The organism is Fibrobacterota bacterium (assembly GCA_019509785.1).
Classification (GTDB): Bacteria; Fibrobacterota; Fibrobacteria; order UBA11236; family UBA11236; genus Chersky-265.
Genome location: JAEKLQ010000041.1, coordinates 36,624 through 63,007, shown reverse-complemented (window position 1 = coordinate 63,007; position 26,384 = coordinate 36,624). Strand labels below are relative to the sequence as shown.

Below are 26,384 nucleotides of genomic sequence, written 5' to 3'. Positions count from 1 at the left end.
GGATATCCAGGCTTGACCCGTTCCAAGCGGGCCGATCTTCCGGGCGCCAGATGATGCGATCGGGGAGGCGGGTATCGGCGAGCATTCCGAATTTCTCCAAGGGCGGCATCCCCAAGGCGCAGGGCAAAGCCATGACCTGCGGCCCACCGATCGCCTCCATATCCCAGTCCACGTATTCCATATGGCCGCGGTCCAAGATGAATACCACCACCGAATGGACCCACTCCCCTTCCATCCATTTTTTAACCCGTCGATGGTAAAGTCCGGGAATCCAATTCTCGTTATGCAAGGTCAGTAACGCGAAACAGATATCCCGGGAATCGAGCCTGTCGGCCAAGGATTCCAGCTTAGGATAGAACCAACTCAGCAGCACTTTCCCCGGCATGACGGTCGCGTTATTATTAAGCCAAAGAACCTTGCCCATGAGGTGGGAGAAGTCTTTGCCCATGCGGATCGCGAATGGCTCGAATTCGTTATCGGTCGCGATGTCCCAGTAAATCGGGATCTTTGCCTTGGGCTTCCAAAGCAGTTCGAACAACTCCGGTTCCGGTATCCTTCTCCCGCCGATTTCCAACGGAACGAGCGCGAAATATTCCCGCACGATCTCCGGAGGAAACTCGGACAAAAGCGCGCGGTACAGGGCGCGCTTGAAATCATGGCGAATGAGGGTACGATTGGTGTTACCGAGAGACCCCATCTGCGTTCAGGCCTCTGCGTATTCGAGCACGCCGTTCACGATCAACGCGAACTTGCCGCGCCCGGTCTTCTCCACTGCCACCGTGGGACATTCCGATTTCAGCTTCTCCGCGAGACGGGTGAAGCGCACTTCGAAATTGGCGTTCTTCTGCCCGAGGGAAATCTCGAACTGCCGCTTCAATTCCCGGTACTCGAACTCGGCCTTCCCATCCTTTTGATGGGCCTCCAAGAGGTACTTCAGGATCTTCGCCGGAACGTTCTTGGTGAAATGCTCCCCGTTGAGGGTGATGCTTTCGTCGGCGGGGTGGTAGACGAAGGACGCCTTACCCGCCGCGAAGGCCAGCATAGCCTGGTGGCGCGATTCCAAAGCGTCTTTCTGTACGGATTCCTCGCGCTCGATGTCCTTGATCAAAAGGTCGAACAAGCCGCCTTTGCGCTCGATTTTGAGTTTGCGATGGGAGACCCAGGCCAGGTACAAAGGAGCACCGTAGGCAGCACCGGCGTATAGAACGGTTCGCTTCCGGATCGGGCAAACATAATCCCGATCCATTACGACTACCGGGAAATCGGGCGGAGCGTACTTGGACAAATCGATTTCGCGCCGATCGCAGAAGGTATGGAACGAGGTCTGCCGGCCGTAAACTTGTCCGCGAATCGTAAAGTCCCCACCCCCCAAGCGCGGATCGGCATCCCTTTCCCACAGAACCGATTCAGGATTACGGCTATCGGCGATCATTCCGAATGCTTCGAACAATGGCAGACCGAACATGACCGGGGCGTTCAGGACCTGCGGCCCGCCGATGAATTCGTAATCCCAGTCCAGGATATCCTCGAAGCCCGTATCCGGGATGAAAACCAGGGTGGACTTGATCCACTCCCCGTCTTCCCATCGCTTCACCCGGCGGTGCACCGTTCCCGGCAGCCAGCTTTCGGTGAAGATCGCGATCAGGCTGAATACCATGTCCCGGGTGTCGATGCTATCGAAAAGGGATTCCAGCTTGGGATAGAACCAGGTCATGAGGACCTTGCCCGGGATATGCGTGCTCTGGTTGTTGAGCCAAAGCATTTTCGCCATCACCTTATTGGGAACACGGTCCCTTTCGAGTAGGAATCGTTCAAGATAATTGTCGCTGCGATAGTCCCATCCGGTGGTGATCTTGCCCTTCTCGGACCAAAGCAGTTTGTACAGTTCCGGGCCCTTGATGGTCCGGCCTTCGATGACCAAGGGCACCTTTTCGAAGTATTCCGCGATTTCCCTGGGTTCGAACTCGGAGAGCAAGGCCCGGTAGCAGGCCTTCTTGTAATCATGGCGGATGAGGAGTGAGTCTAATTTTTTCGTTTGGCCCATGATCGGAATCAACCCTCAAGGCTGAGTTCGCAGCGGACATGCAATTCGAACCGCCCTCGCCCCGCCTTGGTGATGGCCAGGGACGGGCATTTCTCCTGGAGCCGTTCGATGAGGCGGTAGAAGCGCACTTCGAAATTCGAATTCTTCTGCCCGAGCGAGATATCGAAATCGCGTTTGAATTCCCGATATTCGAAAGTGACCCGGCCCTCGGACAGGTAGGCTTGCACCATGTACTTCAGTATCTTGGCAGGCACGCCCTTCACCAGGGTTTCGCCGTTGCAGGCAAGGGTTTCGTCCTCCACATGCCAGGTCAGCCGGATCTTCTCCCGCGCCAATCCCAAGGCGGACTCATGCCGGCCTTTCACCGCGCGCGCGAGCGGCCCTTCCTCATCCTCGATATCGTCCACGATGTGGCCCAACACCCCTAGATCGCGTTCCACCCGGATCTTGTGCCGGATGGTTTGCAGATAGGCCGGGGCATCATAGGCGCAGCCCGCGCGCAGCACCACGCGCTTGCGTTGCGGGCATACGTAATCCTCTTCCATCAGAACGCAACGCTTACCGGGCACCTTGTAGGCGGAAAGATCGAGGTCATGTATCCGCAGGAACTCTTCGAAATCGATGCGACGGCCCACGCGGCGGCCGTTGACGTAGGCCACGTCGTTGCTCTCCTCGACGGCATGTTTCCAGACCACCACATGCAAAGGCCTGGAGTCGCTGAGGATGCCCACTTCCTCGAAGGGGGGCATTCCGAAAATGACGGGACTCATCCGGAATTGCTCGCCGGCATGGACCTCACTGTCGAAGTAGATGATTTCCTCGTTATCCTTATCCGTGAGATAGACGAACACCGATTCGGTCCAACCGTCTTTGATCTCGCGCCTTACGCGGCGATGGACATGGTTCGGAAGCAGGTTCTCGGTGAAATGGGGGATCAACCGCAGCATCATGTCCCGCGCATCCACGTTGAAGGCCGCCTTCATGACCGGATAAAACCATTTGAGCAGGACCTTGCCTTGCAGATAGGTCCCATGATTATTGCGATAGAGGATTTTCCTGTAGAACTCCAGGATGGAATGTCCACGCTCGCTCAGGAACACGTCCAGCGCTTCACCGACTCCGTAGTCCCAGACCATGGGGACTTTGGCCTTGTCCCGCCACAAAAGCGACAAGAGCGCGTAGGTGGACAGTTCGCGGCCTTCCCAACGCATGGGAAGCGTTCGCCAAAACGCGACCACCTCCTCGACGGGAAAATGAGCCAATAAGTTGAGGTAAATCGACTTAGTGAAGTCGTGGGGAGTGAGATAAGGGTCCGTCGGATGGAAGTACCGGGACCCCGGGCGCATGGTCGGATCAGCGGCTATGATCGGCATTCAGAAATGAACCGGCCCTTTCCGTTCCTCAGTCACCGACCGGAAAGCGTTTATTCCCTAAAATCTAATCGGATGTCAAATCAATGCCTTTCCGAAAATTCCGTTGTTTTGGGTTTTTGTAAAAATTTTCCTAGGGGGAAATGCCAAATACGGATGGGCTTGGAAACCTATCCGTTGAAGCGGAAGAATGCAAAACCCGTCTTGCTAACCTACCGCCTCCTCCAGGGGAACGGATTTATTACCAAAGTCACCGGGCATACGCGTTTTCGCCTTCGATCCCGCGGCGATCGGGAACTCCAGGCGGAAGACCATGCCGGTCCCATGCCGTGTCCTTCCGTTTTTGGAGAGCGCGTTAATCCTGCCCCCATGCGCTTCCAGGATTGCCTTGACCATATAAAGGCCGAGGCCGGTTCCGCCTTGCGTCTTCTTCGTGGAGTAAAGGGGTTGGAAGAACCGGGCCAGGGCCTCCGGGCGGCATCCATGGCCATCATCCTCCACCCAGAGGCGAACGCGTCCGAATGCGGACCGGATGCGGATGCGAACGGTTTTAGCTTCCGCCTCACGCGCATTCCGGAACAGGTTCAGGAAAACCCGCTCCAACTTCCTCGGGTCTCCCGCGACGGCCGGCAGGGTGCCCGTGGTTTCGATGCGGAAGGAGTCGCGAGCTTCATGGAAATGCTCCGCAATGCAATGCTCGAGAACGGCTCGTAGGCAAAGGGATTCCCGGTCGCCCAGTTCCGTGGGAGAAACGGCGTCCAGGATCTCCTGTGCCAGAACCGCGATCTTATCCGTTGTCCGCTCAAGGCGTCCGAGCGGCCCCAGGATTTCCGGGCCGTCCATACGGGAACGAAGCAACAGCGCGTTGCCTTTGATAACCGAGGAATAGTTCCGGATTTCGTGGACCAGGCAAGGCAGGGTTGCTTCCCAATCCTGACCGGTAGCGGGAACGCGGGAAGCGGTTTTCCGCTTGCGCTGTACCCACGCGCCCAGGAAGAAGAACGTGGCCAGAGTCAACAGCGCGAAGGCCAAGGCATCTCCGAGCCAAATCGGCTCGGGCAGAGCCTCGGCCCGAAGGACGAACTCCAAAATGCTTAGGGGGATGACCGCGGCCAGGAGAATGAAAAGCATTCGCACTCGGGACCCTGGGAAAGGTCCCTCCTCCTCTTCCTTGAACTTATCTCTGCTTACCGCTATCGCTTTCGCCCTAGGACGGCCGGGCACGACGGGCGGGTTTTACAACGCTTCCAAGTTAAGCTTATTCCCGCAATCCGTTTTCATACATTTTTCTTACCCGCCGTTACCAGGGGGGTTCCGAACCCGAACCGGGGGAATCTAGCGTTACCTCTGGAAAATAAGCACGGGGCTTTCCGCCTGCGCGGGATCCCGCTGCGCCTTCCCTAAGGCATCCGTTAGCGTAGACGGGATGAGGCCGGAAATTTTATAAGCGAACCCTCTCCTGGCCTTGGAGCCGATGACCGTGGTTCCCTCGAGGCAGGTGAAGTCATCGAAAACGGCCTTGCCCGTTTGGGTCGCATTGTGGCTCACGGTGAACAACCCGATCTGGGCGTTAGCCTGAGTGTTCAGGCTTTGCGGCGGGGTCGGAAGCGCCGTCCAGGCTCCGGTTTCCTGGGTCTTGTAATATGCCGTGTATTGCATTCCCTTCTTCGCCAAGCGCAGCCAAGCGGGATAGGCCGTCTTGCCCGCGCCCGAGTTGCCGTCCAACTGCCCGGCCGGAGCGGTCTTGTCGTAGAAGATGGTGTAGCCGTGCCCGGGGCTGATGTCCACGGCCACGTAGCCGCCTTTGGTCAAATCGTTCAGGTCCGTGGCCGCCACGATTCCGGCCTGCGCCCATTCGAAGGTGCTGTCCTGGCTCACCAATTTCACCGAGACGTCGAAGTCTCCCGTGATATCGCTGCGATAGGCCGTAACGAATTCGTTCTTCGCGCCGTAGATGTCGGCCCCGCGGCCGGCCAAGGTCAGCTTGCCGTCGGCGACGGAGGCGGTTCCAAAGGTGGACTTGTCGAAGGCGACGAAGCGCCAGGTCTTCCCCTCCCCGACGTCGGCCACGGAGAAGGAATCGGAGCAGGCGACGGCTTGCGCCCGGGCCCCGGAACCCCATGCGGCCGCGATGAAAACGGTTATCCCGAAGAGTTGCTTCCTGATCATGCTGCTTCCCCCTCCCCCGAAAGGTAAGAAAAGCGGCCTAACGGGAAAGGATCAGGGTCGGGAGCTTGCGCGAAAGGGACTGCGGGCGGCCCAGGGCGTCCCAGCGGAGGATTCCGAAGGATCTGGGCGCCATCGGCTGGACGAGGCCGATAGCCGTCGTGCATTCCGGTTTCGGCAATTGCCCCTGCACCGAGGTGAGGGTGGAATTCCAATCCGCCTTGGGATTGGCTTGGCTGATGGCGACCACGCCATCGGCGATGCGCGCCTTCAGATTGTTCACGTCGTCCCAGGTATCATCGTGGAAGGTCGGGGTGCCCTGTACTCCGTACCCGTCATCGGCGATGATGGGTTTATGCGTCAGATCGTGCACGCTCTTCCAGGTCATGGGATTCGCATTACGGATCTTGGAGCTGTTCGCATCGGTCGCGCCGCCGGAGGTATTGATGTAGGTGAAGTCGCCCATGTTGAAGGCGCCGTACCACCCCGCCGCATCGTTGATCCAGGGCGAGATGTCCAGGGAGAAGACCGCGCCGGGAAGGCTTTGCCGCACGGTCGCGACCATTTCCTTCATGAAAGACCCCGCTTCGGCGAAGGTCAAGGGGCCGCCTTCCTGCGCGGAACCCGGTTGCGCGTATTGGTAGTAGTCCGGCTCCATCAGCCAAACGATGGGATCGGAACCCACGATCTTGGCCGCCTCTGAAGCGTACTTCGTGATCTGCGAAAGGATGCGGCTCTTCTGTTGGCGGATGAAATTCGCCCCCTTATGGCAAAGGTCCGGGGTCCCGACGTTGCAATCCTGCAGGCCGGCATCGTGGCGGGCCGTATAGGCGATGAAATAGCTGTAGAAGACCGGGGTCTTCCCCGCAGCCTTGCCGCCGGGGCGGGTCGATTTCACCATATCCCCGATCCAGTAGGTGTTCCAGTCCTCGTCGGCCCCGGCCCAGATGGTGATGTAATCGGCGGCGGCCGGGTAGTTGGCGTTGAGGCCGTTCCAGCCTGCGCCGAAATTGAATTTGCACGGGCTGAGAGCGGCGTGGGCCGTGGATAGGCCGCCTAAGCAAAGGGCGCCCAGGAAAAGGGCGGCAGCGGAACGGAAACGGGTTGGTGTACTCGGCATGATTCTCCTGCCCGGCAACCTAGCCGGCTCGCCGGGATTAGTAGCCAAGCATCCGCCAGGAGTTTCCGGGAAAGGGGTGCCTGGGGCGGGACCCTTGTTCCCGGGCCAGCAAATACCCCTTAAATCCTATCTATGGACCGGATGGCCCGATGGCAATTGGGAATTTGGGAAAGCGCATAGAGCCTCTAACTTGATGGAGCTCTTAGTCTATTTCCTGAAGCGCATGCGGAAAGTGGCGCCCTTCCCCGGCGTCGACTGGACGCTCAGGTTGCCGCCGTACTTTTTCACGATTTCGGCGGCGATGGTGAGGCCGAGCCCCGTTCCCTTGCCGGGCGGCTTGGTGGTGAAAAACGGGTCGAAGATTTTCTTGAGGATGGCATCGGGGATTCCGGGACCGTCGTCCTTGAATTCAAGCACCTGCTCCTCGGGTGCCTCCCGGCCCGTAACCTCCAGGTTTCCCTTCTGGGCCAAAGCGTCGATGGCGTTGTTGATGAGAACCAGGATGGCCTGCTCGATCTCGTTCTTGTTCACAAGCCAATTCATGGCCGCGGGGATGTCCACCTGGATGCGCGTATCCCCCTTAACCTTCGCCGGGATCAGCTCGATGACTTCCCGCACCATGTCCGCCCAAGTCTCCCGGACCACCTTTTCCTTGGCGCTGGTGCGGGAGAAAACCTTCAGGCTATTGGCGATGCGGGTGCTTTTATCCAGGGCCTTCCGGATTTTCTCGAAGACGAAGTCCTTCTCGGACAAATGGGATTCCAGATCGTACGACTCCTCGATCTCCCGGGCCTTTTTCGCGAATTCCTCGCCCGGTCCGGTCGTGAGCGCCAGCGTCCGGATCGCTTCCAGGCCTTCCATGTCCCGTTTTACGTCCGGGATGATATTGACCAAGAAATTGAGGGGATTGTTGATCTCATGGGCCACGCCGGCGGCCATTTGGCCCAAGGAGGATAGCTTCTCGCTTTGGATCGCCATCTCCTTGGCGGCCAGCAACTGCTCGTTGGCCGCGGCCAATTCGCGCGTCCGTTGCTCGACCTTCCGCTCCATCGCCTCGTATAGTTCGGCGGCCACCAAGGTGCCGGCGATGGAATTCGCGATGGACTGGAAAAGCAGCCGATCCTGGTTCCGGAACTTCTCCCCGTGGTGGTATTCCGCCGCCAGGATCCCGAAGGATTTCCCCTCGTGAATGAGGGGCGTGATGATGAAAGAGGAAATCCCGAGGGCCATGAGGAACTCGCGGGTCCGGGGGGTAACCTTGGCGTAGACCTCTTCCGGTTCGTTTACCAGCAGGGTCTTTCCCTGATCCAAGGTCTGGATCAGCAATCCATACGGGTTGTCCCAGTCCTGGCTAATCTTGAACCGGGTATTCTGTATGAAGGCGAAAAGCTCGGGCGAATAGCCGACGGCGTTGTGGCAGGAGAGGTATTTACGCGGTTCATCCAGAAGCCAAATCTGGCTGGAGCCGAAGTGGAAATTGTCGACCAGGGTCCGGACCACGCGATCGCAGATGTCTTGCACGCTCATGCCGGCGTTCCGGATGGAGGTCAATTCCTGCAGGGAATGGATCTGCTCGTTGGTGGCCTCGAGGATCTTGTTCTGGCGCTCCAGGCCTTCGTTGGTCTGGCGCGACCAGTCCACGGCCCGTTTCGCGTTGCGGCTCTTGTGCAAAGCCAAGCAAGCCCACCCGAGGTTCAAGGAAATGAGCGCGGATGCGGCGATGGCGAAGCGATCCCGATGCAGGAGGAACGCAACTCCTAGGGCCGCGGCCACGGCGACCAGGATGAAGAAAGCGCGGTTCAACCAGCCGGTCCCGAAGGCGGGGAAACGGACGATGTAAACGCAATGATCAGCGCCTTTGAAAGCGCATTCCGGGTGCTCGACCCTGGCATGCGGAAGGCCGAAGAACAAGGGCATGGACTCGTAGGAGCCGATGCGATTGCGGCAGACGTACGGCGCTTCCTTGAATCCGTCCTTGTGGGTGATGTCCGATTGGAAAGCGTTGGGGCCGACCTGCTTCAACTTCGCGATGGTTCGGGGGGCCAGCTTGGACTCGATGGTTCCGAAGCTACGCATGAGGAAGCCGGGAGAGGTGATACCCAGGATGAACGCCTGGGCATTGCCTACGCTATTCGGCAGATTCCGGCCGACGAGATAACCGACGTCTTCCTCCTTCGTTACCTCGCGAGCGGCCCGCACGAGACGATCGTTCTCATCGAAGGTCACGAAGCCGGAAGGATCCATCAGCTTGAGGCGATCCAGGCCGTACCGGGCCAGGGCATCGTTCGTAGCCGTCTTTCCGGCCCGATCGTCCATGATTTTCAGGTAGCCGAACATAAGGCGGTTCGAATACACCTTTTCCGGAGGACGCGGTTGCGTTGCGGCGCGATGCATGGCGTGCAAATCTAGTTAATCCCCAATTCCGCTAATTCCCAAACGCGATTACGGGAAACCTTGCCGGCGGCGCGGACCGGCCCCTAATATCTGAGCGGCCCTGAAAAACCTGAAGCGGATCGTGACGCGGAGCATGAGAACGCGCACGACGATCCGGAATCTCGCGCCCATGAAGCCACTGGAATTGCAAGCCCTGCCGGCCGAAGCCTGGCGCCCCAGCGTAGGGGCCAACGGACGCGTTTCCAACCGCGTTAGCGAACGCGAGCTGGAGCGGATTCCCTCCTGGCTCGTATCGCCCGACGGCCGGGAAAGCCGGGTGACGCTCTGGGACTTTTCCCCTCACGGTTTCGCCGTCTTGCAAGGGCCCGAGACCGTGAAGGGCGGGGTAAACGTAGGCGACCGAGTGCGCATTCGCCTGGAAGCCGATGGCAACCGGCTGGAAGCGGAATGCCGCGTGGCGAACATATCCATGCACAAGGGCAAAAGCCGCATCGGGTTGTCCCGCCGGGACCTCGATCGGCGGGTGGGACCCGATGCGTGGTCGTCTACGCCCCACGGAGAATTGTTGCGCATTCCCAAAGAGGCGGAATTGATCGCCGAAGCGGAGAATCCCCTTTTCTTCGGGGAGCGTTCGCAACTGCGCTTATGCGGCCTGCGTCCCGGCCTGCGTTTCGATTTCCTCGCCGAGGATCCCGCCCAGCCGCTGTTCCGCGGGCAGCGGTTGAAGTTGCATCTGCTGATCCCGACTACGGGCGAGTGCGCGATGGAAGGGCGGATCGAATCCCTGGAATTGGCGCCCGGCGCGCGGATCAAAGTGCGGGTGCGCGCGGAGAGGCTGGGCGCGGGCCTGGCGAACGATCTCGCCGAGGCCCTCGCGTACGAATACCAATTCTCCCCGGAATCCCTGCGGCGTATGGGGCTTCCGATCCGCATCTTCCGCAATCGGATCGAGTTCCGCTTCGTGGAAACCATGGATGATTACGCCCAGGTCCTGGCTCTGCGACGCAACGCCTACGTTGACGTCGGCAAACGCGAGGCCCGGACCTCGCCCGAAGAAATGTCCCTCGCTTGGGACAAGCGCAGCCGCATCCTTTGCTTCTATTACAAAGGAACCCTGGTGGCCAGCGCGGCCTTGACCTTCCCGGCCTCGGAAACCGAGGTGATGCGCTCGGAAACCGCTTTCCCGGGCCATCGTTTCCCGGGAAATCCTCCGCCCCGCACCCGCGTAATGGAGGTCAATAGCCTCTGCACCCACAAGGATTACCGGAGAGGCGACCTCTTGCACGCAGTCTTCGAGCAGATCGCGCGCATCTTCGTGCTTTCCGATCGCGACTATATCATGAATCTTTCCGACGATACCCTCTTGCCCATGTATCTGGACATCGGATTCAAGGCTCCCGGGTACGTGGGCGATTTCCTGGGCCGGCCCCACCATCTCATCCGGGTTCCGAAAGAGACGGTGACCCACGCCCGGGGCATCGGCCTCCTGCGTTGGAACATCCTTTACGGCGACCTCATGCGGGAATTGGCCGGCAAAGGACTGGTCCGCTTGACACGGGCCGAGAGATGGGCGCTGCGGTTGCGGCTGGCGCTTGGCCCGCTGGCGGAATGGCTCATGGACGCGAAGAACGATAAGGCTATCAGGAAGGCCGCTACCGCGGCGGAAGGTTAAAAATGGACGTTGCATCGCAATTGGATTCGCAGTGGCAAAAGGAATTCGAACGGATGACGCAAGGAGAATATTTCCGGCGGCTCGCTTCGGATCGGCTGGAGATCCGTTATTATATGGGCTTTCTCCGGGAAACCTATTTCAACGCCGCCTGCAACCCCAGGAACATGGCGCTGTTCATCGCCCATCTCGATTCGGACCGGCCGGATCTGGAAGCGAAATTCCTGAAGCATACCGCCATGGAAATCGGGCATGACGCGCTTGCGCTGGAGGACTTCGGAAAATTGGGCGGCAACACGGAAGATGTCCGCCGATCGCTTCCCTTGCCCACCACCGAGGCTATGGCCGCTTTCATTACTTTCCAGATCCAGCACCGCAATCCCTTGTCGTACCTGGGTTATCTGTACCACCTCGAGGCCCTGCCCGTCCATTTCGGTCCCGAAGTGATCGAATCCCTGCTCCGCATCGGAGTCCCGTTGGAAGCCACGACCTTCCTCCGGGAGCATGCCGAAGCGGATCCCGTCCATCTGAAATGGAACCGGGAATACCTGGAAGGCTTCGTCAAGAACGAGAAGGATCTGGAAGCCGTGCTCTACGGCTTGAGGGGGACGTGCCGCTTGCATGCGGGCATGTTCCAAGGCATCCTGGAAGAGGCGGAGGATTGGCGGCCCGCGGCATCACCCAAGGCGGTGACCCGGCTATGAAACGTTCGGCCCGGAAAGCCTTGGCGCGAAGCTCGCAAGGATCGGATCCGGCGACGCCGGTCGATTGGAGCGCCGCGCCGGACATCGATCACGGCAAACTCGCGACCGGACTCTACAAGTATTCCGGGCCCTCCGAGAACCGCTTGCAGGACCGCATTTCGCACCGTGAGCTGGGATTCGTTATCGTCTCCTTACGCGCTCCCGGAGGCCGCTGGCTTCCGGTCAAGCTCTGGGACTTCACGTCCATCTCCTTCGGCGTGATCCACGAGGCCCCGGCCGCCTCTTGGCCCGCGCCGGCGGGGATGGAAGACGCCGCGACTCCGGCCGACATGCCTGGCATACCCCCGGATGCCGGCCCTATGGATCCCGCCGCTACCGGACCGGAATCCCCCGCCCCGCTCGGCATCCGCCCGGGCGATGAGGTCGAGATCCGCATCCGCCTCTCGCCGGATCGTGAATTCGAAACCTGGTGCCAAGTGAAGAACCTAATCCCGATCAAAGAAGGGACCCGCATCGGGCTCAGGCGACTGGATGTCAATTTCCCCCAGGTCGTGGATGCGGAACGGCGCGAAGCCTTTCGATTGCCCTTGTCCCCCACCCTTTCGCTCAAGGCCCGGGTGAAGCATCCGTTCCTCTTCGGGCATTGGTCCCCTTTGGTCGTCTCGGACATCAACCGCCACATGGGCCTTTCGTTCCTGAGCGAGGATCCGTCCATCCTCCTCTTCGAGGGCATGGAGATCGGGATCCATTTCGATCTTGCCCGCCATCGCGATACGCCCCTGTCCGGCCGCGTCACCTGGGTGTATGCGACAGAGTCCAACCATGTAAGGTTCGGCGTCGCCTGCGTCAACATACCCTGGGATCTGCATAACGGGATCTGCGATTACCTCCTGTTCTCCAGGCAATGGACCCCGGGACGCTTGCGGCAGGCCGGCTTTCTGGCCCGCCAGGTGAAGGGCCGGCTTCGCTTCCGCAGCGTGAAAACCATGGAGGATTACGCCGAAGTCCTCCATTTGCGGCGCGAAGCCTACGTGGGCACGGGCAAGAAGCCGAAGGATACGCTTCCGGAGGACATGGCCAGCCGTTTGGACGGGCACAGCCGTATCCTCATGGCCTGGCACCATGACAAGCTTGTAGGCTCAATCACCTTCGCCTTCCCGGCGCACGAAGAAGAATCGCTCGATAGCGAGGTGGGCTTTCCGGGAAGCAAATACCCGGTCACTATCCCCCCGAAGACCAGCTTGATCGAGGTCTCGCGCTTGTGCATCGACGAAGAATACCGCGGCACCGATTTGCTTCAGGGCCTTTTCCAGCACGGAGCCAAGCATTTCCTTCTCTCGGATCGTTATTGGCTCCTCACCTCGGCGGTATCGGACCTGCTGCCCTTGTACGAGCGCATCGGATTCGTGAAGCTCGGAGCCAGCTACAGGCATCCGGGCCTCAACAATCTGGAGCATCACCTCATCCTCGCGCATCGCGACGCCTTCCTCTCGGGCAAAGGGATGAACCTGTTCCTATGGAACTTCCTTTTCGGCGACCTGGTGCGGCACCTGCTGGATGGCAAGATCCTCAAGATTCCAGGGCCGGTGTCCTTTCTCATCCGCGCGAAGCTTCTATTCGGACCCTTATCAAAGCGAATCCTGGAAAAGCGGGCCGCCAAGGCGTTCCGCCGGCATCTCCAGGTCCTGCTCCGCGAGCGCGAACGGCCCAAGCTCCCGCCCGCCCCCATCCTGCGGTCCGGGGGGCTGGAAACCGAAGACTTTCTGCCGGAAACCGAAGCGGGCGCCGAAGCCGGCTGATACGGCTGCGCCCCGTCCGCCCGGGGCTGGAAGCGAATTCTATTTTTTTAACCCGAAGGCCCAAAAGGAGCGATTTTGATGCAGTCCCATACGAGATTGAGCCTTGCCGGTGGCGCAAATGCGAGCCCCGAGGATCAGGATCGTTCTGGCTCCGCTGCAGAAGAGGGTGCGGATGGCCCCGTCTCTTCCGCCCCATCCCAAACGCGCCCGAACCTGGCTTGGGATCCGCCTTTGCCTGCGCGACTCCTGGGACGGGGCGTCCCGCGGGGACCGGGTCTCTGGTGCTGCGGCTCTGGTCCGGATTTAAGTCTGGAGTTCAGGTCCGCCTTTCCGGGGTGGATTCCGCGGCCTGGGGATGTCCTGGAAACACGAATCATGGTCCCTTCCGCCGGGCCGACGCTGTACCGCGGCCGGATTACCCTATGCCTCCCCGAAGGCACGTCTTGGCGCTTTAGTACCGCGCCATTGCACCTCCCCTATTCCCTCGCGAACGCCCTTTCCTCATGGCTGGTCTTCACGGCGGGAATCCCTCCGGCGGAAGCGTACCGGGTCGGCTTCCCGTTGCGGATCTTCCGGGGCCGATTGGATTTCAGCTACGCCGTCACGCGCGAGGACTATGCCAAGGTCCTGGAATTGCGCAAGGAGGCGTACACGCGGGTAGGCAAAGTCCGCGCCGGGGCCAAACCCGAGGACATGGTCTTCGCCTGGGACAATTCCAGCCGCATCCTATGCGCGTTCCACGGGGATGTCCTCGTCGCGAGCGCCGCCATCTGTTTCGCCAACTCCGAAGACGATGTTCTCGTAGGGGAGACCATTTTTCCTGGCAACCGCTTCCCCGGCCCGATCCCGCCCCGCCGGACGATGTTCGAGATCAACCGGCTTTGCATGCATCGCGGCTACCGGGGAGGCGACGTCCGCGAGGCCATATTCGAACAGATCGCGCGCGTCTTCCTCGAATCCGGCAGGGAATGGTTCTACTGCTTGTGCGACCGATACCTGAAACCGATATACCTCTCCGTCGGTTTCGAGGACACGGGGGCTTCCGGATCCTGCTTGGGCAAAGAACATTACCTGCTTAGGGCCCCGCGCAGCCGCGCGAGTTCCGGCGCGGGCATGAACCTTTCGGCCTGGTCGGCCACCTATGCATCCGTCGTGATGGATCGGACCATCAAAGGGTACTTCCGTCCCCGTCTGCGTGAGTGGCCGGGCCTGCTCGTGAGGCTTTTGGCGCATCCCTTCCTCGCTTTTCGGCTGCGCTACGCCGAGTCGCGCGCTTTCGAGGCGAAGCTCGGCAAGCGCTACCGTAGGGACCTGTTTTGAGCGGGGAATACGATCGACCCCCTGGTCCCGCTTCAGTACGCGGAAGGCCGGGCCCGATAGGCCGGATCTTCCCGATCTATCGGGAAAGCCGCGCCATAACCCGCGTTTCGCGCCGGGAACTTGGTCTCGTAACGATGGACGTACGCGCCCAGGACGCGGGCGATTGGCATCCTGCGCAGCTATGGGATTTCTCATCGACCTCCTTCGGATTCACCCTGGACGCTCCTTCGCCCATCCCGATCCGTACCGGCTCTATCTTGACCGTTCGCATCCGTCTCGATCGACGCCAATTCCCCATGGTCGAGGTGAGGGTCCGCTCCGTCGCGGCTACTCCCGACGGTCTCAAGGTGGGAGTCCAGCGGCTGGACGTAGACGAATTCACCAACCCCTCATCCCGCCTTCCCGATCAGGCAGCCGTTCCGTCCCTCTCCGGGCGCATCCCCCATCCCATCCTGTACGGGCATGCCTCGGCCTTCGCCCTATCGGCCGTCGGGCCGTGCGGAAACTTCGGGATCACTTCCCAAGACCCCGCGGTGTTCCTCTTTCCGGGATGCGAAGCGCGCCTTTGCTTCGACTTACCGGAGCTTATGAATCACCCCCTGATTGCCCGCGTACGCGCCTTGAGGCTCGACGCGCAAGGACGTACGGAAGCTTTGCTCAAAGCCACCACCATCCCGCGCCGCTTGCGGAAGGCCCTCTCCCGCAGCTTGCCGCTATAGGTCCGGGAGCCGCGGGACGCGGCTTGTCCCCTCGTCGCTTCTCTGCCTTCCCGGCTTTGCTACCTTTCCCCCCTCCCTTTCCGGAGCCTCCCGTCCCATGGCCGAAAACGTCCTCACCGCCCAGGATCTACGCAAAGCCTGGGGCGAAAAAACCCTCTTCGACGGACTTTCTTTCGGCATCGACCGCGGGCAGAAGGTCGCCTTGCTCGGCATCAACGGCTCGGGCAAATCGACCTTGCTTCGCATCCTCGCCGGCCGGGAAAGCGACTACGCCGGCACGGTCACCCGGCGGACCAACCTCGCCTACCGGTATCTTGATCAAGCCGCCCGTATCGTACCTCCGTCCGAGGCTAGGCCGGAAATGGGCGACTTGGCCGAGGGCCGCCCGGTCGCCGAGGAGATCTTCGCTCCCCATGGTCCCTTAGGAAACCTGTTAGCCCGCTATTTCCTGGCGCTTCCCGGCGGGGATGCCGAAATCCTCGCCGACCTCGCCGCCGCCATTGATCGCGAGCACGGATGGGATTTATACGGCCAGGTACAGGCCTTGGCGGGCCAGCTCGACGTGGACCTGGCCTGGACCGTGAACCCGCGGCTTTCGGGCGGCCAGATCAAGAAGATCCAGCTCATCCGGGCCTTGGCGGGAACCCCTGATCTCCTTTTCCTCGATGAGCCCACCAACCATCTCGACGAATCGGCCATCCGCTGGCTGGAAGGGAAACTCGCAAGTTACCCCGGCACCTTGGTGGTGGTCACCCACGATCGTTATTTCCTGGAAAACGCCGTCGATCATATCCTGGAGCTATGGCAGGGGCAGATGCGATCCTTCCCGGGAAATTACGGGCGCTATCTTGAGAAGAAGGCCGAGCTGGAGGAAAGCCTGTCCAAGGCCGACTCCAAGCGGCTTGGATTCCTGCGGACGGAGATCGATTGGATCCGCCGGGGCCCCAAAGCCCGCGGGACCAAGGCTAAAGCCCGCATCCAACGTTTCGAAACCGCCCGGGACACGCAAGGCTTCTCCACCGACAAAACCATGTCCCTCGATCTGGAGGGATCCGCCCGCCTGGGGAAAACGATTCTCGAGGCGCAGGGGATATCCAAATCCTTCGGCGGCCATACCCTTTTCCGGGATTTGAACTTGAGCCTGCTTCCCGGGGATCGCGTGGGAATCCTCGGGCCCAACGGCTCCGGTAAGACCACTTTCCTGAAGCTCGTCCTCGGCGATCTTAAGCCCGATTCCGGCCTCATCAAACTGGGAGTGAATACCGTTCCGGCCTACTTCGACCAAAAACGCGAAGCCCTGGATCCGTCCAAAACCGTTTGGCAGACCCTGGGCGGCGATGCCGAGTACGTGGAGTTCGGGGGCGCGCGCGTCGCCAAGCGCAACTTCCTGGAGAACTTCCTTTTCCCCGCGCGCATGCATTTCGCCCTGGCGGGCAAGCTTTCCGGCGGGGAGCAGAACCGGCTCCAGCTCGCCCTGGCGCTGGTTTCGGCGCCGGCCAATTTGCTCATCCTCGACGAGCCGACCAATGATCTCGACATCGCCACCTTGCAGGCTTTGGAACGGGCCCTGGCGGATTTCCCGGGGTGCGCCCTGGTCGTGGGCCATGATCGGTTCTTCCTCGATCAGGTGGCGACATCCATGCTCGTTTTCTCCGCGGACGGCCGGGTCCGCCAGATTCCCGGCAACTACAGCGATTACCTGGAAGCCATGGCGAACGAAACCGCCGAGGCCGCAACGGCGCCCCTGCGCCCGGAAGCGGAGGCCCCTGCCAGGAAGCGCTCAACGTTATCCTACAACGAGAAAAAGGAGTTGGAAGGGATGGAGGCCGCCATCGCGGCCAAGGAAGGCGAAGCGATGGCCGCCGAAGCCGCCCTGCTGGAAGCCAGCGCTTCCGGGAACTACGAAGCCTCCAAGGCGGCAACCGAAAGGCATGCCGCCCGCCAAGCGGAGGTCGAAGCCCTCTATGCCCGATGGGCGGCCCTGGAAGCCAAGCAGACCAATTGAATTATCAAGCTAAGGGCGCGGGCGCGAAGAGACTCTGACAGAATGGATGCGAAGAGCGAGGCCCAGGGGCTCTAAAGCACCGGAGCCGCGTCGGCGGGTTTGGCGGCGGCTTTAGCCGGCTTAGACGTCACCGCGCTCACCTGCATGTCGACCAACTGGGTCGTGCAGGCTTCGGGGTCCGGGGATAGCGAGAGCACCGAAGTGTTGCCCGCCGGTTCCACGCGCACCGTGAGCGTGTTCTTTACCTTCAGGTTAAGCAGCTCCAACTTCAGCTCAAGACGCTCCTTGGTCTTGTTCTCGACGAGAAACATCACGCTGGCCCCGTCGGAGACGCAGGCCTCGGGCTTTTTCCCGTAGATGTTCACCTTCTCGTCCTGCCGCACCAGGCGGAAGGAATCATCCGCGGCATGAACCGCGGAGAAAAAGATAAGGCCAATCAGGAAAGGCTTCGGAGACATGTTCCCTCGCATGCGCGTATTGTATGAAAACCAAAAAAGCGATAGCAACGTATTTAGAGTCGCACTTTGGACGCGGTGGAACCAAATATAGTAAGCCAGCCGCGGAAGCCTACGCGCATAGGGCCTCCAGGGCGGAGACAAATCAAAAACACGTTCAATTTCCCGACTCCGTAAAGGAAATTCTTACACATCGCTGAAATTCCGGCCGGATTCGCCCGGATCGGCGGCCCGGCATTTGCTTCTATACCTTTTCGGCGCGCTTATCCCCGAAAGCTTCCAAAGCTTGGAAAGGCGGATATATGTTCCCTTCTGCCCGTATCCTGGCGGTTACCGTAGCCGCGTGCGGCTGCCTTTTCATTTCCGGCCCGGCCCATGCCCGCGACCGCGCCGGAAAAGAACTGGCCCAGCCGTCGCGTAAGCGACATCATTTACGGCCCTATCCCAAACCGGCGGAGTCCGCTCCTTCCCGCGAGAACGTTCCCCGGGCGAAGCCGCATGCGGAAAAACCCGCGGCGCCGCAAAGCAAACCCTCCGATACCGAATCGAGCCCAAGCGAAGACGAGGAAGTCTCGCCGGGTGACAGCCCCGCTTCCTGCGACGGCTGCGAACTGGCCGGGGCCGTCATGGGCGGATCGCTCTGGGGTTTGTTCGGAGTCAGGAGAAGGCGCGGCGTTCCCCGTGCCGTGATTCGCGGGTTCCAGCCCCGTTGATACGGTAGGACCGGGCGCGGCAATCCCTGAAACGATGCAGGCCGCCTTCGCTGGCGGCCTGGACATTACGGAATCGTTGCGGAAGAGAGTCGGCGGAATTAATCGGAAGTGGGACGCGTGGGGGGCTTCAATTGTTCCTTGCCCCCATGATAGACCTGCTTGCCGACCAGCTTATCGATCTCGCGGCGCAAGCGCGCTTCGTACTCTTCGCGCGCCGCCGCCGGGAATTCCTGCAGCACTTCGAGAATCTCGCCGCCACGGATTACCCGGCGGATGAAAAGATTCATGCGTGAAAGAGGCGACAATTCCTCGCGCGCGGGGAACTTGTGCCTACGCTGCTTACGCAGATTCTTAATGGCCGTCCGGGTTTCATAGAGGCTGGCTTCCCTCACGGTAAGCCATGCCATGGTCGCCAGTCCCAGCAGGAAGACGGCGAGCATCCACAACCCGGTCTGCCCGCCCATCGCGCCCGCGCTTAAAGTTACGTCCGCCGCGTCCATCGCCTCGCCCTCCATCTCCCCAGGGCCGGACATTCTTTTCGCCCGGTAACACCCCGCTTGGGCGGTATGCTTCCGGGCGACAAGGCGGGTTTCCCGCTCCGAGGTCTTAATGCGATCGTACCACGGGGCGCTAACACCGGCTACAACAATGTTAGCGCTAGAAAGCGGAGAAACGGGTGGACGCGCAGCTAGCTTGGACCGGGAAACGCCATGCTACGGATTCGTGACGCAAGGACGGGAATCTCCCGGCCCGCCTCCCCTTCCGCATCACGTCATTTGGCCTTACCCCTTAAATATTGGCCACTTATAATAATCCGTACAGGTTAATTCTGGACGGGAAAGCCCGCATCGTTCCAGGCCCTCCAGCCGCCATCCAAGGAGAAAACACGGGAGTAGCCCATTTTCCGAAGGTTATCGGCGGCCAAGGCCGAGCGGAATCCCCCGCCACAATACAGGATTATCTCGGCGCCCAGATCCGGAATGGCCTTCTCGATGTCGCGCTCCAGAATGCCTTTACCGAGGTGCGTGGCTCCGGGCAGGCGCCCCTTGGCCCACTCGCTTTCTTCCCGGACGTCCACGAGATGGAAGCGCTGGCCGGCGTCCTGCTTGCGCTTCACTTCCGCGACCCCGATCTCATGGATCCGGGTCTTAGCATCGTTCACGATGCGCAGGAATCTTTCGCTGTGTTCCATCTCGCCTCCTGGATGCGCGGATAAGGGCCGAATACCATAGATTATATTCCTAGCCCGACCAAATCCCGCCTTTTTTTCTAGCTTCTGACCGCCTTAAAAAAAGCAATCTCCAGGGAGTTGGATATGGAAAACAGCATGCGCATATGGGCCTCCGTTGTAGCGGCCACGCTTGCGCTTACGGCTTGCGACAAAATCGAAACACATGGTTCGCGCGAATTGAAGACCACCAAGGATAAGGTGAGCTACGTCATCGGCGTGGACATCGGCCGCAGCTTCAAGCAACAAAATCTCGGCGGCCAGGATATCGATCTCGAAAAGGTGCGCTACGGCATCCAGGATGCCATGACCGGCGCCAAACCCGCCCTTCCGGACTCCGTCCTGCAATCCACCATGATGGATTTTCAAAAGGTCATGATGGCCCGCAACGATTCCCTGCAGAAGGTCAAGGCCGATTCGGGATTGAAAGCTGCGAAAGCCTTCATGGATAAGAACGCCAAGGAGCCGGGCGTCCAAGTGACCCCGAGCGGCTTACAGTACAAGGTCGAAGTCGAAGGCAAGGGCCCCAAGCCGGACAGCACTTCCACCGTCTCGGTGAGCTACATCGGCACCTTGGTCGATGGAACCGAGTTCGACAATTCCTACAAGCGCGGGCAGCCGGTGCAGTTCCCCGTCACCAACGTGATCAAGGGCTGGACCGAGGCCCTGGAAATGATGCCGGTCGGCTCCAAATGGAAGCTCTTCATCCCGCCGCAATTGGGTTATGGCGAGCATGGCGCCGGCCACCAGATCGGCCCGAACGCCGCCCTCATCTTCGAGGTGGAGTTGCTCGGCATCGTCGGTCCCGATAAGACCGGCCCCGGAAGCGCTCCCGCGGGCAAGCCCGCCAAGGCCTCGGACGCGGCCAAGGCCGCAGCCGCCAAGCCGGCCAAGTAATTCCGGCCTGATCCAAGGGGGCAAGGCGCATGGGCGAAATCCCGGTCAAGCCGATCCGTAAAATCATGGTGGCGAACCGCGGGGAGATCGCCATCCGCGTCTTCCGCGCGGCCGCCGAGATGGGCATCCAAACGGTGGCCATCTATTCCCGGGAGGACCGCCTCCACCTGCACCGCTACAAGGCCGACGAGGCTTACCTGGTCGGCGCGGGAAAGACCCCCGTCGGGGCGTACCTGGCCATCGATGAAATCGTGCAACTCGCCGTGGACAAGGGCGTGGACGCCATCCACCCCGGCTACGGTTTCCTTTCCGAGAACGCGGAGTTCGCGCGCGCCTGTGTGAAGGCCGGAATCACCTTCATCGGGCCTCCTCCGGAAGTCCTCGACGCCATGGGGGACAAGACCGCGGCGCGCTTGATTGCGGAGAAGGCGGGCGTGCCCACCGTCCCGGGCACCAAGGATGCGGTCGAAAGCGAGCAAGACGCGCTTCTCTTCGCCAAGGAATTCGGATACCCCCTGATCATCAAAGCCGCCATGGGCGGCGGCGGCCGCGGCATGAGCATCGTGCGGGACCGGAATGAACTGGTCACGGCCATCGCCCGCTCCCGCGCCGAGGCCGAGGCCTCCTTCGGGAATCCCAAGGTTTTCATCGAACGCTATCTGGAAAGCCCCAAGCACATAGAGATCCAGGTGCTTGCCGACAGGCACGGCAACATGGTGCATCTGTTCGAGCGCGATTGCTCGATCCAGCGTCGACACCAGAAAGTGGTGGAAATAGCCCCCGCGCTTACCTTGTCCAAGGAGCAGAAGGAAGCGCTTTACGCGGACGCGCTCAAGATCGCGCGGGAGGTCGATTACGTCAACGCCGGGACGGTCGAGTTCCTGGTAGATAGCTCGGGTAAGCATTACTTCATCGAGGTCAATCCGCGCATCCAGGTCGAGCACACCGTTACCGAGGTGATCACCGGCCGGGACATCGTGCAGGCCCAGATCCGTATCGCGGAAGGCTACCCCCTCGGGCATGATTCCATCCGCATCAAGTCCCAAGCGGACGTGAAGAAGAGCGGTTATTGCATCCAGCTGCGGTTGACCACCGAGGATCCGACCAACAATTTCGCCCCCGACCATGGCAATATCACGGCCTTCCGCGCCGGCGAAGGCATGGGCATCCGCCTGGACGCGGGTTCCGGCTTCGATGGCGCCGTCATCACCCCCCATTACGATTCCCTGCTCATCAAGGTATGCGCTTGGGGCCTGCAATTCGATCAGGCCGCCAACAAGGCCTTGCGCGCCATCCGCGAGTTCCGTATCCGCGGGGTGAAAACCAATATCCCTTTCCTCGAAAACGTATTGAAGCATCCGGAATTCCTGGCCGGCAAATGCACCACCACCTTCATCGAGACCCATCCCGAGCTGTTCGATTTCAAGCCGCGGCTGGACCGGGCCAATAAGCTCCTGGACTACCTTTCCCAGATCGCCGTAAACGGCTTTCCGGATATCGACCCGAAACTGAAACCGGCGCGCCTGCAAACGCCCCCCATCCCGAAGGTGCCTAAGACGGCCCCGCCCGTCTCCCCCGCCTTCGCCGTCTTCAAGGCGCATGGGCCGGAAGGCCTGGCCAAATGGCTTAAGCAGCAAAAGGCATTGCTCCTCACCGACACCACCTTCCGGGACGCTCACCAGAGCCTGCTCGCAACGCGGATGCGCAGCGACGATCTGGTCAAGATTTCCCATGCATCGGCCCACCTTGCCGCCGGTCTCTTTTCCCAAGAAATGTGGGGCGGCGCTACCTTCGACGTGGCCTTGCGCTTCTTGCACGAAGATCCTTGGGAGCGCCTACGGGCCATCCGCAAACTGATGCCAGGCACCCTGCTGCAGATGCTGTTCCGCTCCGGGAACGCGGTGGGCTACACCAACTACCCGGATAACGTCGTAAACCGCTTCATCGACGCAGCCGCCCGCAACGGCATCGACGTGTTCCGCATCTTCGATTGCCTGAACTGGATCGAAGGCCTTAAGCCTTGCATCGAGGCCGTCCTCAAGACGGGCAAGATCGCCGAAGCGGCCATTTGCTATAGCGGCGATCTCACCGACAGCCGGCGCGGCAAGTACACCTTGCAGTACTACGTGAAGCTCGCGAAGGAATTGGAGAAGGCCGGAACGCACATCCTGGCCATCAAGGACATGGCCGGGCTATTGAAACCCGAAGCCGCGCGCATCCTGGTCACCGAACTCAAGAATGCGGTGTCCTTGCCCATCCACCTGCATACCCATGATACCAGCGGAAACCAGGTAGCCGCCTTGCTGGAAGCCTCCAAGGCCGGAGTGGACGTGGTGGACGCGGCCCTGTCCTCCATGTCGGGAGTGACTTCGCAACCGTCCCTGAACGCCCTGGTCTGCGCCTTGCAAGCGACCGAGCGCGATACCGGACTGGATGAAGTTGGCCTGCAAAAGCTGGCCGATTACTGGGAAGTGGCCCGCGAGCCCTACGCCCCCTTCGAATGCGGACTCAAGGCCGGCACGGCGGATGTCTACCGCCATGAGATGCCCGGCGGGCAGTACTCGAACTTCCGCGCCCAAGCCATTTCCTTGGGCCTTGGCGAACGGTGGGACGAAGTCAAGAATGCCTACCGCACGGTCAACGACATGTGCGGCGACATCATCAAGGTTACGCCTTCCAGCAAGGCCGTCGGCGACATGGCCTTGTTCATGGTCCAGAACAACCTGACCCCGGATACGGTGATCGGCCGGGCCAAGGATTTGGCCTTCCCGGATTCCTTCGTAAGCATGATGAAGGGCATGATGGGCCAGCCTCCCGGCGGCTTCCCGCCCGAGCTCCAAAAGGCGATCCTCAAGGATGAAGAACCCATCACTTGCCGCCCAGGCGAGTTGTTGGAGGATTTCGATTTCGATGCGGCCAGGACGATGCTGAAGCAGAAGTTCAATCGGCACTTCGAGGAGGAGGATCTCCTCAGCTATGCCCAGTACCCGAAGGTGTACACCGACTACCTGCGTTTCCGCGATCATTTCGGGGACGTGGCGGTGCTGGATACGCCGACCTTTTTCTACGGGGTGAAAGTCGGCGAGGAGCAGGCCATCACCATCCAAGAGGGCAAGACCCTCATCGTGAACCTGCTGGCCATCGGCGATTTGCAACCTGACGGAACCCGTTCGATATTTTGGGAGCTGAACGGCCGCCGCCGCAACACCGTCGTGGCCGATGCCAAGGCGGCCGTCAAGGTGAAGCGTCGGGACAAGGCCGATCCGGACAATCCCGGCCACATCGCGGCGCCCATGTCGGGCAAGGTGGTGGAAATCTCCGCCGTCGCCGGAGATCGCATCCAAGAGGGCCAGAAGCTTCTGACCACCGAAGCCATGAAGATGATGAACGTGGTGAAATCCCCGTGCGCGGGGATGGTTGCCAGGGTGCTTGTCCAGAAGGGCGACGAGGTCTCGCCCGGCGATCTGGTCTTCGAAATCAAGCCGACCTAGCGCCGCGGAAGCGAATGAGGGAGTCCGCTCGGCCGCCCGGCGGCCAAGTTCCTACTTGGCGGCCACGTTCGGTTGGACCATATCCCCCAGCACGTTTACGGCCTCGCGCAGGTAGTAATCCTTGGCCAGGCCCTCGCGCCACTTCTTCTCCTTCTCATCCTCTAGCGAGTCCACGGGGGGCCGGGACAAGGCGAGGGGCGAGACCTTCATGTTGGCGTTCTCTTTCTGCAAGGCCTCGAACTTCTCGGATTCCTTGCGGGCGCTTTCCTGCTCCTGGAAGAACTTGGCCTTGCTCAGGCTTACGTAGGCGCGGTCGCGCTGCTTGGCCAGCTTGTCGGCCAGTTCCAGCATTTTCTGGGCGAAGGGATCGGCCTTGACGCGGCCTTGGCTTTTCTTTTTCAAGGAAGCGATATCGGCGCGCTTCGGCCATTTCGCGTAAGTGAGGGAACTGACCGTATCCCAGGGCATGGGGTAATCCAGGTTCTTCTCCCCCACTTCGAGGTTGCTGTACGCATCGGGTATCATGATGTCCGGAACCACGCCTTTGTATTGGGTGGTGCCGCCGTTGATGCGATAGAACTTCTGGATGGTGAGCTTGAGGGATCCCATCGGCTTAAAGGAACTGAACGCGGGCGGCAGGTAGGCGTCCAGATCCAGCATGGACTGCACGGTCCCCTTCCCGAAGCTCGTATCCGTCCCCATGATAACCGCGCGACCGTAATCCTGCAGGGCCGCCGCCACGATCTCCGAAGCCGAAGCGCTGAAAGTGTTGACCATGATCATCAGCGGCCCGTCATAGGTGACGTCCGCGTCCTGATCGTTCAAGACCGTGGTATTGCCCTTCTGATCCTTGATTTGGACCACAGGTCCGGTCTTGAAGAACAATCCCGCCATCTTCACGGCGTCGTCCAGCGCGCCTCCGCCATTGCTGCGCAGATCCAGCACCACGCCCTCCACGTTTTCCGCCTTGAGCTTTTCCAGCTCATCGCGCACGTCGGCCGAGGAAGTCCGGCCGTGGCTGTTATTGAAGTCGTGGTAAAAGGCCGGCAGGTTGATGTAACCGTATTTCTTCTTGCTGCCGGGAGGGGTCAGAATGGAGCTCTTGGCGTAAGTCTCCTCCACCACCACCACGTCGCGGATGATGGGGATGACCTGGATGCGTCCGGAAGGCTTTTGCACGGTCAGCCTCACCTCGGTGCCCTTGCGCCCGCGGATGAGCCGCACTGCCTCGTTCACGCTGGCTTCCACCAGGTCCACCGGCTCCTCGTTGCCCTGGGCGACTTTCAGGATCTTATCCTCCGCCTTGAGTTCCTTCTGGCGCCACGAGGCGCTTCCCGGCACGATGCTCACGACCTTGATGAAGCCGTCGTCCTCGCGAAGAACCGCCCCGATGCCTTCCAAGGTCCCGGTCATGGAGAGATCGAAATCCTCCTTGGCTTCGGGTTTGAAATACTCGGTGTGCGGATCGTGGGTATTCCCCACCGTATTCAAATAGGACGAAATGCGTTCCATCTTATCCTCTTTGAGCATGCGCTCGAAGAGGCGACGGGTGCTGCGCTTCACGTATTCGCGCGCATTCTTCTCCGTGTCTTCCGGGGCCACGGGCTTTTCGCCATTCTTCGCGTTCACGGCGGCCTTGGACCCCTTGTTTCCCTTCGCGCCCTTCACGGCGTCCGGCTTGGGCTTTTCCTTGGATGCTTCCTTGAGTTTCTCTTCCTTGTCCTTATCCTTCGTTTCCCGGGCGTCTTGCATATGCGCGAGGATCTGGTACTTGAGCATCTTGGTCCAGCGATCGCGCAGTTCCTCTTTATTCTTGGCCCAGGGGAGCTTTTCCGGCTCCATCGGCAGGGAGTCCTCCACGTTCAGATCCAACTGGGTTTCCAGCAAGGCCGCCGTCATGGTTTGGGCCTCCTGGATTCGCCTCCGCAGCAGGGCGGAAGCGGCGTCGAAGAAATCGAGCGAGCCTTGGTTCAACTCGTTGTCGATATCCGTCTCGAAGCGGGAAAGGGAGTCCAGGTCCTCTTGGATGAGGAACCTCTTCTGGGGATCCAGACGCTTGACCTCGAGGGAGTAAACCTTTTTCGAGAACGCATCATCGATCTTCGGGGGACTATAATGCCACGAAGCCAGGCTTTTCACCACGATTTTAGTGAGGAACTCTTCCTTGGTCGGCTGCGGCACGGCGGCCGTGGACAGACCCAAAAGCGATAAGACACAAGCAAAGGAACGCAACTCCTTGGACATCCCGGCCTTTCCCTGAATACGCACTACGGAGCGCGCGCGATTTCTC

The 26,384-nt window shown here is 60.5% G+C and carries 20 protein-coding genes; 9 read left to right on the top strand and 11 right to left on the bottom strand.

Annotated elements, in window-relative coordinates; all coding sequences use genetic code 11:
• From JF616_12260 to JF616_12230, 7 genes are all read right to left on the bottom strand, one after another.
• The coding region (locus JF616_12260; GenBank protein ID MBW8888521.1) for a hypothetical protein at positions 1–697 on the bottom strand (697 nt) is incomplete at its 3' end.
• A gap of 6 nt (positions 698–703) precedes the next feature.
• Positions 704–2,044 carry a hypothetical protein gene (locus JF616_12255; GenBank protein ID MBW8888520.1) on the bottom strand — a complete coding sequence of 447 codons (1,341 nt, stop codon included), beginning with the start codon at positions 2,042–2,044 and terminating at the stop codon, positions 704–706.
• An 8-nt stretch (positions 2,045–2,052) separates the two neighbouring features.
• Complete coding sequence (locus tag JF616_12250) at positions 2,053–3,390, bottom strand: hypothetical protein (protein ID MBW8888519.1); 1,338 nt, start codon at positions 3,388–3,390, stop codon at positions 2,053–2,055.
• Positions 3,391–3,621: 231 nt separating this feature from the next.
• Positions 3,622–4,545, bottom strand: coding sequence for a HAMP domain-containing histidine kinase (locus JF616_12245; GenBank protein MBW8888518.1), 924 nt, complete (start codon positions 4,543–4,545; stop codon positions 3,622–3,624).
• 210 nt (positions 4,546–4,755) lie between these two features.
• Positions 4,756–5,583, bottom strand: a complete 828-nt coding sequence (locus JF616_12240) for a hypothetical protein (GenBank protein MBW8888517.1) — start codon at positions 5,581–5,583, stop codon at positions 4,756–4,758.
• Between the two features lie 37 nt (positions 5,584–5,620).
• The gene (locus tag JF616_12235) at positions 5,621–6,700 is read right to left on the bottom strand and encodes a hypothetical protein (GenBank protein MBW8888516.1); all 1,080 of its coding nucleotides are present in this window, start codon (positions 6,698–6,700) and stop codon (positions 5,621–5,623) included.
• 207 nt (positions 6,701–6,907) lie between these two features.
• Positions 6,908–9,103: a GAF domain-containing protein gene (locus JF616_12230; protein ID MBW8888515.1), complete on the bottom strand. Its 2,196-nt coding sequence runs from the start codon at positions 9,101–9,103 to the stop codon at positions 6,908–6,910.
• 160 nt (positions 9,104–9,263) lie between these two features.
• Here JF616_12230 and JF616_12225 point away from each other — a divergent pair, with 160 nt between their 5' ends.
• The 6 genes from JF616_12225 to JF616_12200 all read left to right on the top strand — a co-directional run bounded on the left by JF616_12225 (position 9,264) and on the right by JF616_12200 (position 17,310).
• Complete coding sequence (locus JF616_12225; protein ID MBW8888514.1) at positions 9,264–10,766, top strand: hypothetical protein; 1,503 nt, start codon at positions 9,264–9,266, stop codon at positions 10,764–10,766.
• 2 nt (positions 10,767–10,768) lie between these two features.
• Entirely contained in the window at positions 10,769–11,467 is a 699-nt protein-coding gene (locus tag JF616_12220; GenBank protein ID MBW8888513.1) for an iron-containing redox enzyme family protein, read from the top strand.
• Positions 11,464–13,266 (top strand): GNAT family N-acetyltransferase, encoded by a 1,803-nt coding sequence (locus JF616_12215; GenBank protein MBW8888512.1) that lies wholly within the window; start codon positions 11,464–11,466, stop codon positions 13,264–13,266. Before JF616_12220 ends, JF616_12215 begins: the two co-directional genes overlap by 4 nt.
• Before the next feature lie 375 nt (positions 13,267–13,641).
• The gene (locus JF616_12210) at positions 13,642–14,586 is read left to right on the top strand and encodes a hypothetical protein (GenBank protein MBW8888511.1); all 945 of its coding nucleotides are present in this window, start codon (positions 13,642–13,644) and stop codon (positions 14,584–14,586) included.
• Between the two features lie 134 nt (positions 14,587–14,720).
• Complete coding sequence (locus JF616_12205; protein ID MBW8888510.1) at positions 14,721–15,305, top strand: PilZ domain-containing protein; 585 nt, start codon at positions 14,721–14,723, stop codon at positions 15,303–15,305.
• A gap of 97 nt (positions 15,306–15,402) precedes the next feature.
• Entirely contained in the window at positions 15,403–17,310 is a 1,908-nt protein-coding gene (locus JF616_12200; GenBank protein MBW8888509.1) for an ABC-F family ATP-binding cassette domain-containing protein, read from the top strand.
• A 71-nt stretch (positions 17,311–17,381) separates the two neighbouring features.
• Here JF616_12200 and JF616_12195 read toward each other — a convergent pair whose 3' ends face one another.
• On the bottom strand, positions 17,382–17,768 hold the full coding sequence (locus JF616_12195; protein ID MBW8888508.1) for a hypothetical protein: 387 nt from the start codon (positions 17,766–17,768) through the stop codon (positions 17,382–17,384).
• A gap of 299 nt (positions 17,769–18,067) precedes the next feature.
• Here JF616_12195 and JF616_12190 point away from each other — a divergent pair, with 299 nt between their 5' ends.
• Positions 18,068–18,478, top strand: a complete 411-nt coding sequence (locus JF616_12190; GenBank protein ID MBW8888507.1) for a hypothetical protein — start codon at positions 18,068–18,070, stop codon at positions 18,476–18,478.
• Positions 18,479–18,576: 98 nt separating this feature from the next.
• On the opposite strand, the gene JF616_12185 is transcribed toward JF616_12190, so the two are convergent.
• Both JF616_12185 and JF616_12180 read right to left on the bottom strand, forming a co-directional pair.
• Complete coding sequence (locus tag JF616_12185; GenBank protein MBW8888506.1) at positions 18,577–19,011, bottom strand: hypothetical protein; 435 nt, start codon at positions 19,009–19,011, stop codon at positions 18,577–18,579.
• Positions 19,012–19,301: 290 nt separating this feature from the next.
• A complete protein-coding gene (locus tag JF616_12180) occupies positions 19,302–19,670 on the bottom strand; it encodes a sulfurtransferase (protein MBW8888505.1) in 369 nt (122 codons plus the stop codon).
• Positions 19,671–19,793: 123 nt separating this feature from the next.
• Between JF616_12180 and JF616_12175 the strand changes: the two genes are divergently transcribed.
• Entirely contained in the window at positions 19,794–20,603 is an 810-nt protein-coding gene (locus JF616_12175) for an FKBP-type peptidyl-prolyl cis-trans isomerase (GenBank protein ID MBW8888504.1), read from the top strand.
• A gap of 29 nt (positions 20,604–20,632) precedes the next feature.
• Positions 20,633–24,094 (top strand): pyruvate carboxylase, encoded by a 3,462-nt coding sequence (locus JF616_12170; GenBank protein ID MBW8888503.1) that lies wholly within the window; start codon positions 20,633–20,635, stop codon positions 24,092–24,094.
• A 51-nt stretch (positions 24,095–24,145) separates the two neighbouring features.
• Here JF616_12170 and JF616_12165 read toward each other — a convergent pair whose 3' ends face one another.
• Positions 24,146–26,338 carry a carboxy terminal-processing peptidase gene (locus JF616_12165; protein ID MBW8888502.1) on the bottom strand — a complete coding sequence of 731 codons (2,193 nt, stop codon included), beginning with the start codon at positions 26,336–26,338 and terminating at the stop codon, positions 24,146–24,148.
• Positions 26,339–26,384 lie beyond the last annotated feature (46 nt).

What these genes read in the sequence shown, in the direction of transcription:
- JF616_12255 (MBW8888520.1), bottom strand. Translation starts at nt 2,044, where the DNA reads ATGGGCCAAACGAAAAAATTAGACTCACTCCTCATCCGCCATGATTAC.
- JF616_12250 (MBW8888519.1), bottom strand. Translation starts at nt 3,390, where the DNA reads ATGCGCCCGGGGTCCCGGTACTTCCATCCGACGGACCCTTATCTCACT.
- JF616_12245 (MBW8888518.1), bottom strand. Translation starts at nt 4,545, where the DNA reads ATGCTTTTCATTCTCCTGGCCGCGGTCATCCCCCTAAGCATTTTGGAG.
- JF616_12240 (MBW8888517.1), bottom strand. Translation starts at nt 5,583, where the DNA reads ATGATCAGGAAGCAACTCTTCGGGATAACCGTTTTCATCGCGGCCGCA.
- JF616_12235 (MBW8888516.1), bottom strand. Translation starts at nt 6,700, where the DNA reads ATGCCGAGTACACCAACCCGTTTCCGTTCCGCTGCCGCCCTTTTCCTG.
- JF616_12225 (MBW8888514.1), top strand. Translation starts at nt 9,264, where the DNA reads ATGAAGCCACTGGAATTGCAAGCCCTGCCGGCCGAAGCCTGGCGCCCC.
- JF616_12220 (MBW8888513.1), top strand. Translation starts at nt 10,769, where the DNA reads ATGGACGTTGCATCGCAATTGGATTCGCAGTGGCAAAAGGAATTCGAA.
- JF616_12215 (MBW8888512.1), top strand. Translation starts at nt 11,464, where the DNA reads ATGAAACGTTCGGCCCGGAAAGCCTTGGCGCGAAGCTCGCAAGGATCG.
- JF616_12210 (MBW8888511.1), top strand. Translation starts at nt 13,642, where the DNA reads ATGGTCCCTTCCGCCGGGCCGACGCTGTACCGCGGCCGGATTACCCTA.
- JF616_12205 (MBW8888510.1), top strand. Translation starts at nt 14,721, where the DNA reads ATGGACGTACGCGCCCAGGACGCGGGCGATTGGCATCCTGCGCAGCTA.
- JF616_12200 (MBW8888509.1), top strand. Translation starts at nt 15,403, where the DNA reads ATGGCCGAAAACGTCCTCACCGCCCAGGATCTACGCAAAGCCTGGGGC.
- JF616_12195 (MBW8888508.1), bottom strand. Translation starts at nt 17,768, where the DNA reads ATGTCTCCGAAGCCTTTCCTGATTGGCCTTATCTTTTTCTCCGCGGTT.
- JF616_12190 (MBW8888507.1), top strand. Translation starts at nt 18,068, where the DNA reads ATGTTCCCTTCTGCCCGTATCCTGGCGGTTACCGTAGCCGCGTGCGGC.
- JF616_12185 (MBW8888506.1), bottom strand. Translation starts at nt 19,011, where the DNA reads ATGTCCGGCCCTGGGGAGATGGAGGGCGAGGCGATGGACGCGGCGGAC.
- JF616_12180 (MBW8888505.1), bottom strand. Translation starts at nt 19,670, where the DNA reads ATGGAACACAGCGAAAGATTCCTGCGCATCGTGAACGATGCTAAGACC.
- JF616_12175 (MBW8888504.1), top strand. Translation starts at nt 19,794, where the DNA reads ATGGAAAACAGCATGCGCATATGGGCCTCCGTTGTAGCGGCCACGCTT.
- JF616_12170 (MBW8888503.1), top strand. Translation starts at nt 20,633, where the DNA reads ATGGGCGAAATCCCGGTCAAGCCGATCCGTAAAATCATGGTGGCGAAC.
- JF616_12165 (MBW8888502.1), bottom strand. Translation starts at nt 26,338, where the DNA reads ATGTCCAAGGAGTTGCGTTCCTTTGCTTGTGTCTTATCGCTTTTGGGT.